The organism is Mucilaginibacter sp. SMC90 (assembly GCF_022811725.1).
In the GTDB taxonomy this organism is placed as follows: Bacteria; Bacteroidota; Bacteroidia; order Sphingobacteriales; family Sphingobacteriaceae; genus Mucilaginibacter.
Genome location: NZ_CP094527.1, coordinates 5962414 through 5975061 on the forward strand (window position 1 = coordinate 5962414; position 12648 = coordinate 5975061).

The 12648-nt window shown below is 41.3% G+C and carries 10 protein-coding genes; 4 read left to right on the forward strand and 6 right to left on the reverse strand.

What is annotated here, in order from left to right; all coding sequences use genetic code 11:
- Positions 1 to 384 precede the first annotated feature (384 nt).
- The 4 genes from MTO98_RS24540 to MTO98_RS24555 form a co-directional block, all read right to left on the reverse strand.
- Positions 385 to 1419 carry a DUF3810 domain-containing protein gene (locus MTO98_RS24540; RefSeq protein WP_243481624.1) on the reverse strand — a complete coding sequence of 345 codons (1035 nt, stop codon included), beginning with the start codon at positions 1417 to 1419 and terminating at the stop codon, positions 385 to 387.
- A gap of 170 nt (positions 1420 to 1589) precedes the next feature.
- The gene (locus MTO98_RS24545) at positions 1590 to 2105 is read right to left on the reverse strand and encodes a DUF2911 domain-containing protein (protein ID WP_243481625.1); all 516 of its coding nucleotides are present in this window, start codon (positions 2103 to 2105) and stop codon (positions 1590 to 1592) included.
- Between the two features lie 271 nt (positions 2106 to 2376).
- Positions 2377 to 4779 (reverse strand): TonB-dependent receptor plug domain-containing protein, encoded by a 2403-nt coding sequence (locus MTO98_RS24550; protein ID WP_243481626.1) that lies wholly within the window; start codon positions 4777 to 4779, stop codon positions 2377 to 2379.
- A gap of 119 nt (positions 4780 to 4898) precedes the next feature.
- A complete protein-coding gene (locus tag MTO98_RS24555) occupies positions 4899 to 5105 on the reverse strand; it encodes a hypothetical protein (protein WP_243481627.1) in 207 nt (68 codons plus the stop codon).
- Positions 5106 to 5396: 291 nt separating this feature from the next.
- Between MTO98_RS24555 and MTO98_RS24560 the strand changes: the two genes are divergently transcribed.
- Positions 5397 to 6044, forward strand: a complete 648-nt coding sequence (locus tag MTO98_RS24560; RefSeq protein ID WP_243481628.1) for a DUF47 domain-containing protein — start codon at positions 5397 to 5399, stop codon at positions 6042 to 6044.
- 142 nt (positions 6045 to 6186) lie between these two features.
- Here MTO98_RS24560 and MTO98_RS24565 read toward each other — a convergent pair whose 3' ends face one another.
- Both MTO98_RS24565 and MTO98_RS24570 read right to left on the reverse strand, forming a co-directional pair.
- On the reverse strand, positions 6187 to 8679 hold the full coding sequence (locus MTO98_RS24565) for a TonB-dependent receptor domain-containing protein (RefSeq protein ID WP_243481629.1): 2493 nt from the start codon (positions 8677 to 8679) through the stop codon (positions 6187 to 6189).
- 147 nt (positions 8680 to 8826) lie between these two features.
- The gene (locus MTO98_RS24570) at positions 8827 to 9240 is read right to left on the reverse strand and encodes an EamA family transporter (protein ID WP_243481630.1); all 414 of its coding nucleotides are present in this window, start codon (positions 9238 to 9240) and stop codon (positions 8827 to 8829) included.
- A 155-nt stretch (positions 9241 to 9395) separates the two neighbouring features.
- On the opposite strand from MTO98_RS24570, the gene MTO98_RS24575 reads away from it, so the two are divergent.
- From MTO98_RS24575 to MTO98_RS24585, 3 genes are all read left to right on the forward strand, one after another.
- Positions 9396 to 10073 carry a response regulator transcription factor gene (locus MTO98_RS24575; RefSeq protein WP_243481631.1) on the forward strand — a complete coding sequence of 226 codons (678 nt, stop codon included), beginning with the start codon at positions 9396 to 9398 and terminating at the stop codon, positions 10071 to 10073.
- On the forward strand, positions 10074 to 11321 hold the full coding sequence (locus MTO98_RS24580; RefSeq protein WP_243481632.1) for a HAMP domain-containing sensor histidine kinase: 1248 nt from the start codon (positions 10074 to 10076) through the stop codon (positions 11319 to 11321).
- Positions 11322 to 11399: 78 nt separating this feature from the next.
- Positions 11400 to 12647, forward strand: coding sequence for a TolC family protein (locus tag MTO98_RS24585; protein WP_243481633.1), 1248 nt, complete (start codon positions 11400 to 11402; stop codon positions 12645 to 12647).
- The last annotated feature ends 1 nt before the right edge of the window (position 12648 follow it).

Sequence of the window (12648 nt, forward strand, 5' to 3'; positions counted from 1 at the left end):
TCATTAGTTCAGTTGTTCATTAGTCTTAGCACAGAGGCTATCCATTTTATTGGTTTTAGTTCACTGGTTCATTAGTTCAGTTGTTCGTTAGTCTTAGCACAGAGGCTATCCATTTTATTGGTTTTAGTTCACTGGTTCATTTGTTCAGTTGTTCATTAGTCTTAGCACAGAGGCTATCCATTTCATTGGTTTTAGTTCACGGGTTCATTTGTTCAGTTGTTCATTAGTCTTAGCACAGAGGCTATCCATTTCATTGGTTTTAGTTCACGGGTTCATTTGTTCAGTTGTTCATTAGTCTTAGCACAGAGGCTATCCATTTTTATTGGTAGTTACCATACTCACAAACTATTTACTAATGAACCAGTGAACAAATGAACTAATGAACTAATGAACCCACTTATCCCTGTACCACGCCATAGCTAATAATACCATGCGGTTATAGGTTTCGAGGCCCTGGGGCTGGTTATTTGCTTTCAGAAAATTGTCGTAAAAAACACTGCTTATGGCACCAAGCTTATTTTCGTAAGCAAGCCAATAGTTTCGTTCGGTGATGTAATCGCTGCGTACTTCTTTGCTTATCAGTGCTTTAAGCTCTTTATGGGCAACTGTATCACGGGCACCAAGCGAATGCATAAATTCTTGTACTCCAAGATGATAGGCCGAATAGCGCAATAACCTGTCGTGCGATTTGACAGCGATAATAAAACCAGCAAAATCTGCTTCATCTTCGGCACCATATCCCATCTGATGTGACATTTCATGGCAAACAACAAAGGGACGGTTAAAAACGGGCATCTGGTAATTGACCTGGGCTTCGGAGGTAAAAGGATTATAATAGCCAGATGTACCGATATAATTTAATATAGGTGTAAGTATAGATGGTTTGATATCGGGACTGTAAGCTTTGAAATTGGCAGAATCTCTGCTGAGCGTATAAATAGCGTGACGGGCTGTATTATAAATGCGTGTATTGCCCTGCGCCCAGTCTGCAGGTGTAAGGCGCGCACGTGTAACGTTGGCACTGTCTATCAGCATCCGGGTTACGGCTTTAAGATCGGCAGTTGTAAAAGCTGTATCCCTGAGCCCAAACCGCTCGGAAGCTGGCAATCTGAAATAATTCATCCCCCATAAAATATAAAACGCCGCTATACCCGCCTGGATGCCTATGATCAATCCTAAAAATAACCTGCCTGCTTTTTGAAACTGCTTCTTAAACAGCAGGGTAAATAACCTCACCACGGCGTAGATCAGATAAATAACAACGGCTATATACAGAATATCGCCCATGCTAAACGGAAATATATTTAAAACGGAGTGAAAAACCCGGCAAACAACAATGTAAAAACCATTGGCGTAGTAATGCTCAACGGCAGCAGGGTGATCTGCAAATAACATCAGTAAAAAAATAACCGATGCCATTAATATTATTACGATAATTTTTTTTTGTACAGGTTTTATTTTGGTTGGGCTGCGCATTATGTTGTGTAAATATAGCGCTTTACGATGAGGTTAAAAAGAGACGCTATTGCATAAAAAAAGCCCCCTGTCCGGGGGCTTTAAACACTGAAAATAAGGTTACTAAATATTTTTTACTTTACAGAAACCGGCACAACGATCTTATCCCAGAACATGCAAAAGCTTTTTGCATCAACTGTATAAACCAACCTTTCGTGCATTGGTGCTGCTTTAGTTTTTACGTTTACGCGAAGTGCATCTTTTGATTCATCGTATTTGAACGCACCCCATTGTTTGGCCACTTTGTTAAAAATAGCTGTCCATGTGCCGTTTTCGTTAGGAATCAGGAAAAATCCGTAGGTTCCTGCAGCCAATGTTTTACCTTCAACTTTAATATCTTTTGATGTTGTAAAAGTGGTGGCTTCATTAGCACCTGCACGCCATACTTTACCGTAGGCCTCTAAACCGCCCCAAATTTTACGGCCTTTAACCGATGGGCTGCCATAATTAATAGTAATGGTTGAACCTGCTGCTGTACCACTTACGCTATCACGCGGGCTTGCTGGTTTGTCCTGGGCAAAAGTTGCTGCTGATAAAAATAAGGCAAAAACAAACAGGAATGCTGCCTTAAGCTGAAATGATTTTTTCATAAGATTTCTCATAATTATTTAAGTAAATATAGATTGAAATTTGGTTTAAAAACAACTATTCGTTTAAATACCTTCGAGAGGTGATTTTAACATATAAAACATTGAAAATAAACAACTGGTGTTTAAACTATTTGAATTTTATACTGTTTAACTAATTGAAGGATCATATTGCAATTAGGAATACACCGGAGGGATTCATAGCCCAAAGGTTAAACAATTGTTGTGGTTTTTTTACCCTGCCTACCATGGCAGGGTTTTTTATGCAATAACATCATTGTACCTTATAAGTTAAAACATTGCGCCCAATGTTACCGGCCTCATCAATACCCTCTATTACCAAACGATAAGTCCCCTTACCATCTGCGTTAAAAAAATCAAACGAGGCATTGCCGTCTTTATCTGTCACTATATTGGGGCTCCAGTATATAGCAGTCCTTGTATCGGGTTTTTCGCTGTTTGTTTTTGTATTTTCATAAACAGGTGTATAAAAAGTACGGGCCTTGTAAAACCCTTTTGCAGTATAATACAATAATCCATCACCAAGTTTCTTATTAGCCGCCGGGAGTGCCCCTTTCCGGCTCTTGATCACCAAAACACCATTAGCACCCCTCATGCCATATATAGATGCGTCAAGGTTTTTAAGTACTTTAACACTTTCAATATCAGCTATATTTAAATCATTAACAGATGCGCCTTGCTGCATAGTTACGTCATCAACAATGATAAGCATGGGCCCGCCCTGCAAATCATTAACTTTATCGGCCAAAAACGGCACCCCATTTTTCAAAACAACACCAATTAACCGCCCCTGTAAACCCGAAGTAACACTAACCTGGTCTTTAAGGTTCTCCTTTCCTAAAACCTGGGTACTATGGCCCTCCTCTTCATTTTTTTTATCGTATATCATTACCTCATCCAATACTTTGCCGGATACACTTGCCATATAAACAGGCTGTGCCCTTAGCTCGGCATTTTTGTAATTGGCCGCAGCGTTGTCATTTTCGGTATTGGCGGGTAAAGAGGTTAATGCCTTTTCAGGATCAAGAGTGATTATTGTGTTACTTCTTTCGATGGCTGTTACCGCCTGGATCAAAAATTGGGTTTTATCAACGTAGGCAATACCACGGAATGCAAATTTACCTTCAGCATCTGTAGTTTGGGTTAACACAGAACCGCCGTTTTGCGGCATAAGGGTTACCGTGCCACCATCTACCGGCTTACCATCCATGGTTTTTACATGGCCCGAAAGATCAAAGCCACCTTCGGCCTTATAAGCAATGTCTGCTGTTTTGCTATCACTTAATAACTGTTTCCACTCAAACCTGCGATACCCCTGGGTAAGCATCAATATATCCAGGTTTGAGCGGGTATCATTGTTAACATTGGCAAAATAATAATTAGGTTGTTCAACTGCGCCCCTCAAATCTGAAGTTAACAGCAGATTGGATAATATGGTACTTTCGTCATCTTCGGCAATAGGTACTTTACCTTCGTCAACAACCGCTGCAGACAAATAGCTTTTTGCCGCCGCGCCACTTTTATTTTTTGTATTGATTGCGATATGCACTTTCCCCCTTACCGAATATAAAGGTTTATCGCTGACTGGTGTGATGTTCAACTGATCGGCGTTCTGAATAAAGGCAATACGTTCATTAAGCGGCTCGCCTCCGGCCGAAAACAGGGTAACCTGTGCCAGCCCTGTTTTAAAATCATTTTTATTGAGATTAAGGTCAAGAACCTGGTTATCAAGCACCGCCTTTACCGACCTGATAGAACCACCCGAATATATAATTACTCCAAACTCTTTGTTTTTATTTTTGAGGTAATAAGCTTTGTTGGCATTTATTTCGATACCCAGTTTTTCCGGATAGTCGTTATTAACCGTTAAAGTTATCCCCTCGTCATATGCCTTTGGTAAATCAACCGTTACCTTGGTACCATCTGCATAGGTCAGTTTAGCTTTATAAGTTTTGCCGGCTTCTGCAGTAATAAATATAAGGCCCATACCCAGGTGTTTCGATTCAAATTTGGTTACCTCAACATTGGCATTATCAACAACAACACCCTTTACATTAATTCCGAGCCCGTTGGCAGCCACGGCTTTAAAAGCTAATTTGGCAGGTATGCCATTTACAAAACTGCCGCCTTCCGGAAAAAATTGAATTTCGGCTTTACCTGTTCTTGCGGCTAAGGTAGTTTTGTTAAGGGGTAATTTCCGACCGTTGATGTTAACTTGCTGATCAAAAAAATTATCCTGCCCGTTGTTCAACATCCATTTTGTATAAGCCCTGACGCGGTATGTACCTTTCGGCAGGTTGCCGGCGAGGCTAAAATCGCCCGCGGCCAAACCATTAATCAATTGTAATGATATAGTTTGCATCACGGAGTCTACGGGGCTAACCAGGTCAACATGTAGCAGACCGCTTAGTGTTGAAAGTTCATGCTGCTCGCCAAGGGTTACATATGCCTTAAAATAAAGTGTATCGCCGGCGTTGTAGTAGGGTTTATCCAAATGCAGATAAGCTTTTTCAATTGCCTTATTGGCCGATAAAGTTTGAAGCCGCGATACCGCCCCGTCTAAGGAAGTAACAGGCGAAACTTGCTTATCATTTTGTGAAAAAGCAGACATATAGCAGCACAATGCCGCTAAAAGCAGTGATACATTTTTTTTCATATACAGGACTTTAGTTCAGGTTATTAATTGGTTATATAAAGAGAAATAAATATAAGTAATAATTTACAATAAAATACTCACATTAAAATAGTTATATACAACCTAAATAACCTACCCTGCTATTGCGTAAGTTCAGCGTCCTGCTTCATCTCTTCCCAATAAAGTGTTTCAAGATAGATACCGTTTTGAATGGCCACACGCGTACGTATTTTTTCTAATTCGGCCTTCACTTCTTCATTGTTGAGCCCACGGCCCAGCGAATGGTAATAAATGGCGTAACCTGTTCGGCTGTTTACGCATTTATATTGCTTTTCCCCGGCTTTCATAATCGGATTAACTAATATAAATACAATGCAGCAAATGATTGGATTGTTTTAATTAAACTTAAATGTTACACAATTTTCTTTATTCAACCAGCAGGTTTCTTTTTACTTTAAATCAACAAGTTACAACACAAGCAACTTCACTTTATTACATTGGCTTAACCATTCTTAACATTAACTTAACAATTAGCATCTTATTAATAGTTACTTTTACACGCTGAATAATTTATAGTGACATATTTTAAAATCCGCTTAATATAACTACTGTAAATTCACGACTGATAAAACAGATCAATGAAGAGCACTAACTCAAAATCGATATTCCCAAACTCAAACCAGGTTTTTTACGATTTGTTCAACGCTGCTGTAGCCAATGTTACCGAAATGGCCAGGTTGCTTAACGAAGCCGTTAACGCCCCAACGTCATACGAGCAAAAATTCAATTTTGCCCATATCGACAAGTTAAAATTTAAAAGTTACGAGATAACACACAGGGTATTTTCAGAATCGGGCCGTACACTGATATCCCCATTTAACCGTAAAGACATGTGCGACCTTGCATCGGCTATTGATGATGTGGCCGATAGGATTACCATGGCTGCCCGCAGGATAAACCTTTATAATGTACCTGCTATTACACAACCTATAGTTGATTTGGCGGCCCTGATCCTGCAAACAAGTACTGAGCTTGAAAAAGCTGTTAATGCGATGAATAACCTGAGTAAATCGCCCGAAATTTTTGAGCTTTGCAGCAATATTAAAAAACTGGAGGCCCAGGCCGATTCAGTTCATAATAAAGCCTTTGCCGATTTGCTTAACAATGAAAAAGATCCGATTGAGCTAATTAAATACACTGACGTTTTTGCAGCAATGGAAACTGCTACCGACAGTTGTGAAGACACTACCCTGATCATTGAAAGTATTTTGATCAAGAATGGGTAATCTCTACTAAATCCACTCCACTCCAAAGGAGATGATTTTTATAAAACAAAAAAAGCGATGAGTTATCATCGCTTTTTTTGTTAGTACCATTTATTTTAAAGCCCTCGCCTTTGGAGCGGGTTGGGCGGCTGAGGCCCCTCTCCTATTTCCCCTTTTCAGATTGAGGGCCGTTATCGCCGCCATTATTATCCTGGTCATTATTTTTATCTTTCTCTCTGTCCTTCTTAAACTCAAGTTTACCAAATTTATAGCTCAGGCTTATTCCGAACGATTGTACCGGTACCAGCCTTACATTGGTTGAGTAAAAATTGCTGCCAAAAGTTGATGAACTTTGACTCACGTATTTGGCAAACGGATTGGTGGCCGTAAACCCGATACTGGCCTTTTTATTCATGAACATTTTGCGCATGGCAAAGTTGTAAAACACAAACTTAGGGTTGGTACCCTGAATGCCCTTTTGCGATGAGTTATAGTTACCGAAAAACTCGGCACTCAGATCATGGCCAAAGTTGTATTGCGCGTTTAAGTTAAGGCGGTAAGCAAAAGCGCTTACATTGGCAAAACCCGGATTGGTGCTGCGCCTGTCGCTGAAGATCATGTTGGTACGCAGGCTCAGCTTGTCGGTTACAGGAACAGAAGCATAGATATTGATTCCGATCCTGTCTTCAGAACCTATGTTATAACGCTGGTTAAATGATACGTCTCTATAGGTTTTATTGTTAACCTTCAACGAATCATAATAGGTAGTAAATTGCTGTATATCATCTGTATTGTGACGATAAAAAGCAGCAACATTGATATTGGCACCGCCATCAAAAGCTTTGTTGTAACCAAACTCGAAGTTATCTCCCTTTTCGGGCCTCAAATTAGGGTTACCGGTATTGATGTTGTGCGGGTCGCTGATATTAAGAAAAGGGTTCAGGTCGCCGTAATCCGGGCGCTGGATGCGACGGGTATAACTTAATTTAACAGATTGCGACCCGTTATTTCCAAATTTGTGCGAAAATACCAACGACGGTACCAGGATATTATAGTTAGGAATATTCACTCCCTGAAAATCGGCCTTGGTATTGGTGTACTCATCTCTTACCCCGGCTTTTACGTCTAAAAAACTATTAAATAACGATGCTGATCCTGACAGGTAATAGGCATATATTTTACGGTCATAGGTAAAACCATAAGTTTGCCCGGGATCGAGGTTAAACGTACCATCCGTTGCAAGTGTATCAGTAACCACGCTATTATTGATGTGATTGAAATCAAGCTTGCCTCCGGTTTCAATAGTCACCTTTTTGCTTACTGGATGAGTGTAGTCAATAGAGATATTGGTTTCCCGGTCTTTACCCGGATTGGCATTTGTTAAGCCGGTAGATGGCTTAACTCCGTTTAAATAATCTGTTTGCTGTGCAGATGCAAAGCTATTATTACCAAAGCTTTCGGTATAAAGTATATCCAGCTCCTGGCCTTCTTTTTCAAATGTTTTCTTGTAGCCTACGCTCACATCAGTTGAACGGCCATTAAACCTGCTGCTCGAGTTGCGGATATCGGCCGTATCTGACATAAATGCACCAGTAGCCGAAACAACCCCCGAATTTTCGTTGGTGACACCGTTACCATGGTTACCAAAATGATTAAAACCAACGCCTGCGGTAAGGTTATCATGTTTGCTTATATCCCAGTTAAAGTTAATGCCCGATTCATAACCGTTGCGCCTGAAATTATTGCTGCCTTTTTGAAAAAGCGTAGTTTGATTTCCACTCCCATCGGTTGACACGCGGTTACGTGTGTTAGGAGCATCGGTGTTGATCTGGGCATTACCGCTAAAAAAGGCATTAACACCAAAATTGCCTTTGCGGGCATTGAGGTTAAAAGAGCCATTTTCGCGGCGGGTACCTGCCGATAGGTTAAAGCTGCCGTTAACGCCCTCAACTTTGCTATCTTTTAATATAATATTTACAATACCACCCGTACCGGCAGCATCATACTTGGCACCCGGACTGGTAATAACTTCAATACTTTTGATCTGGCTGGCCGGGATGCTGGCCAAAGCATCGGCAAGGCTGGCACCGAAAATGCTCGATGGTTTACCATTGATCAAAAAGCGGATATTGGCGTTGCCCTGCAATTCTACGTTACCATCAATATCAACAGTGATCTGTGGTACCTTTTTCAAAACATCTATAGCTACCCCGCCCTGTGCACTTAAATCGTTTTGGGGGTTGTACACCATTTTATCAATGCGGTTTTCAACAGTCGGCACTTTAGCGGTTATGGTAACACCTTTCAGTTCGTTGGCTATGGGTGCAAGTTTGATTTCACCTAATGCTACTACACCATCTTTAACAACCACGTGTTCGATAACTGCTTTTTGGTAGCCTAAAAACTCGGCGGTTATTTTGTACTCGCCGGCGGGGATATTATTGATAGAAAAATTTCCTTTAGGATCGGTACTGATACCGTTGAACGGTGATGCGGCACCTTGTTTAAATACAGATACGGTGGCATAGTCTACCGGTTGTTTTGTAGTGGCATCGGTAACTTTACCTGTAATTTTCCCCTTAGCTCCGGGGGCGGTTTGGGCGTGTAAGGCGGTTATAAAAATAAAAGAAACTAATATCAGAAAAACGGACTTCATTATGTATTGCGAATAGTTGGAACCGCAAATTTTATAAGAAAGATTGGATTAAATCTGAATTAAATGGTATTGAAGTGTATTTGTTACAATATGTTTTATCAGTGTATATATGCCTGTTACATTGTATATGAGCCCGTTACAAAAAGATTAAAAAATCAATACAATTGTGCCCCCTATAATAAGCAGCGCACCTATGGCGTTCTTCAAAGTTAACGGTTCGCCCAGGAACACGACAGAGAGCGCAATAGCTAAAGCAACGCTCAGTTTATCTACCGGTGCTACCTGGCTTACCTTACCTAATTGCAGCGCACGGAAATAACAGATCCATGAAAGCCCGGTTGCGCAGCCCGACAGGATGAGGAAGGTCCAGTTGGTTTTAGTGAGGCTGCTGATGCCGCCATGTGTTCCTTTAAAAAGGGCAATAGCCCATGCCAGGATCAGGATTATCACCGTACGAATGGCGGTTGCCAGATCAGTATCCACCCCTTTAATTCCTATTTTAGCAAAAATGGCTGTAAGCGCCGCAAACAGCGCCGAAAGTAATGCGTATATCCACCACATAATGATCAGATTTTGTATTTAACTTGCAACAAGCTAAGTGCAAATTTGCTTAAGTATTCTGTATAAAATCTGTGAACATAATTTCATAGTACTAACCATTAACCAAAAAATCCAGAATCCGTACAAATTCATAAGCTAATTTTACCTAAAAAGATTTGAAATTACTGATCATTGAAGATGAAGAAGGCCTGCGCGAAAGTATCGAAGAGTACTTTACCGAAGCCGGCAATATCTGCGAAACCGCGGCCAGCTATACAGCTGCCCTTGCCAAGGTTGAACTGTACAGATACGATTGTATCCTCCTGGATATTACCCTGCCCGGCGGCAGTGGTATCGATATATTAAAAGTACTTAAAGCAAAAAACTACACCGACGGTGTGCTCATCATCTCGGCCAAAAACTCGCTCGACGACCGTCTGCAGGGCCTTGACCTGGGTGCTGATGATTATTTGGTAAAACCCTTCCATCTTTCCGAGCTAAAAGCAAGGGTATCGGCCATTATCAGGCGTAAAATGTTTAATGGCAGCAACGTGCTCAACTTTAACGAGCTCAGTATCGACCTGATGGCTAAAACTGTAGCTGTAAATGGGATCCCGGTAAAATTCACCCGAAAGGAGTTTGCTTTGCTCATCTATTTCATAGCTAACAAAGGAAAGGTGATTTCAAAAAACGCCATTGCCGAACATTTATGGGGCGACGGCATCGACCTGGCCAACAACTTCGACTTTATTTATTCGCACATTAAAAACATCCGCAAAAAAATAATGGAAGCCGGCGGGAAGGACTATATTTATGCAGCCTACGGCATGGGCTACAAATTTGCCGATCAATAAATGAAGCTTTCGGAAAGGTATAACCGGGTAAATTTAATTGCTACCATTGTTATCATGCTGATAACAGGTGCTATTTATTACCTGGCCATCAGCCTGATCCTTACCAATCAAAAAGACAGCTCACTTAAGGTTGAGGAGCAGGAAGTTTTTGATTACGTAAAGCTCAACAAGCACCTTCCCCAGGTTTTTGACTCAAAGGACCAGAAGATCACCTTTATTTCGGCCGAACCTAATTCGGTTAAACGTGAGTTTTTTAACACTACCTATTATCGTGAAAAAGATGAACCGGAATCTGGTCGCGGGTTAGTCAGTTCGGTAACCGTTGGCGACAGGTATTATAAAATCCTGATAGTTGAATCGAAAGTAGAAACTGAAGACCTGATCCAGATCATCTTCGGTATTACCATTGGCGTTATTTTATTGTTGCTGCTGGTACTGGTAATAACCAACCGCCTTATATTAGGCCGGCTTTGGCAACCTTTTTACAACATTCTGAGTGAGTTAAAACTATTTAACCTTACCGATAACAGGGAAATGCCAACGCCCAATACCTCCATAGACGAATTTGATGAGCTCCAGGCCGAAGTTACTGCCATGGCCGAAAGGGTAAAAAAAGACTATAAAGACCTTAAAACCTTTACCGAAAATGCGTCGCATGAGTTGCTTACCCCTATTGCCGTCATCAACTCTAAATTGGACACCCTGATCCAGACAGAAAACTTCAGCGAACATCAAAGTAAATTGCTTAATGACCTTTATAGTGCGGTGTCACGTTTGAGCAGGCTTAATCAATCGCTGTTGTTACTGGTTAAGATCGAAAATAAATTATTGAACGACCGCCAGCACCTGAATTTGCAGGAACTCATAGAAGAGCTGTTATACCAACTGGAAGATATTTTTGGCGATAAGCAGATAACGGTTACTTCAACGCTCAACGAAAAAGAAATTGAAGCCAGCAATTATCTCATCGAGATACTATTAAATAACCTTATCATCAATGCGGTTAGGCATAACCGCACCGGCGGGGAGATCATCATCAGGCTCACAGCCAAAAATTTAACCATCAAAAACACCGGCGAACCAGTAGCCCTCAATCCCGAAAACATCTTTACCCGTTTTCATAAAGCATCTACATCAGAAGGCAGCGGCCTCGGGCTTACCATCTCCAAACAGATCTGTGAAAGTTTGGGTTATCAGCTGGTTTACAGCTATGAAGCTCCTCATCATACCTTCACTGTCAACTTTTAAATTTGTTACAGTTCCTGTACCAAATTTTTCCAGAATTATACTTTAGCTTAGCTATTATTTAACACAACATATATTATTTTGACCATCCGGATAAAATGTTTTTTTGGCTTTTTATTTTGCCTGTTTAGTGCTGCTACACAGGCACAAACCTACAATCTTGAACATTATTTGGAGCTTGCTAAAAGCAACAGTCCGCTGTTAAAGGACCTGCAAAACCAGGTGGCTTCGGGCCAGTTGGATAGCCTCCGTATCAGGGCAGGTTACAAACCGCAGGTAAGCGCCAACAACGGCGGGCTTTATGCCCCGGTTGCGGGCGGTTATGGCTATGCCCCGGCCATTACTAATGAGCACACGCTTAATGCCTTACTGGGCATAAACCAATCGCTGGATAGTAAAAAGAATATTGCCACGCAAATAGATGCTGTTAAACTGCAATCCCAATCGGTACTCAACACAGCTAAAATATCCGAACAGGATTTGAAAAAAGCCGTCACAGCGCAGTATATCGCTGCGTTTGGCAGCCTTCAGCAGGTAAAATTTAACCAGGAAGTGATTACCCTCCTTAACCGCGAAGAGGAACTGCTCAAAAAACTCACCCGCACCAATGTTTACCGTCAAAGTGATTACCTTACCTTTCTGGTTACCCTTAAACAACAGGAATTAACACTGTCGCAAGCCAGACTGCAGTATAGAAACGATTACACCACGCTTAATTACTTAACAGGTATTGTTGATACCAGTTACATTGAACTGCAGGACCCGGGTATTCAAAAAAACATCCGTGCCGATATCAGCAACAGTATCTTTTTCAGTCAGTATAAAACGGATAGCCTTAAATTGGTGAACAGCCGTGCCCTGGTTGATTTCAGCTATAAACCTAAGATCAACCTGCTGGCCGATGGCGGCTACAATTCTGATTTCCTGAGCGGTCCGGCCTATAAAAACTTCGGTGCCAGTGTCGGGTTCAGTTTTACGCTGCCATTATATGATGGCGGTCAGCGTAAGATCCAGTACCGCAAACTCTCGCTTGAAGAAGATACCCGCCGCAGCTATAAAGCATTTTTTGACACGCAATATCGTCAGCAGATAGCGCAGCTTAACCAGCAAATAGATGGCTCCGAAAAGCTGTTAACCCAGATAGATGAACAAATGAAATACACCGAGAGCTTGGTAAAGGTTGATACCCAGCTATTACAAACCGGCGACGTGCGTGTAGCCGACCTGGTGCTGGCCATTAACAACTATCTCACCATAAAAAACCTTAAAACACAAACCAATATTAATAAGCTGCAACTTATTAATCAGCTCAATTACTGGAACAAATAAC

Excerpts from the sequence above, each read along its gene's own strand:
- MTO98_RS24540 (WP_243481624.1), bottom strand. The coding sequence starts at position 1,419 with ATGGCATCGGTTATTTTTTTACTGATGTTATTTGCAGATCACCCTGCT.
- MTO98_RS24545 (WP_243481625.1), bottom strand. The coding sequence starts at position 2,105 with ATGAAAAAATCATTTCAGCTTAAGGCAGCATTCCTGTTTGTTTTTGCC.
- MTO98_RS24550 (WP_243481626.1), bottom strand. The coding sequence starts at position 4,779 with ATGAAAAAAAATGTATCACTGCTTTTAGCGGCATTGTGCTGCTATATG.
- MTO98_RS24555 (WP_243481627.1), bottom strand. The coding sequence starts at position 5,105 with ATGAAAGCCGGGGAAAAGCAATATAAATGCGTAAACAGCCGAACAGGT.
- MTO98_RS24560 (WP_243481628.1), top strand. The coding sequence starts at position 5,397 with ATGAAGAGCACTAACTCAAAATCGATATTCCCAAACTCAAACCAGGTT.
- MTO98_RS24565 (WP_243481629.1), bottom strand. The coding sequence starts at position 8,679 with ATGAAGTCCGTTTTTCTGATATTAGTTTCTTTTATTTTTATAACCGCC.
- MTO98_RS24570 (WP_243481630.1), bottom strand. The coding sequence starts at position 9,240 with ATGTGGTGGATATACGCATTACTTTCGGCGCTGTTTGCGGCGCTTACA.
- MTO98_RS24580 (WP_243481632.1), top strand. The coding sequence starts at position 10,074 with ATGAAGCTTTCGGAAAGGTATAACCGGGTAAATTTAATTGCTACCATT.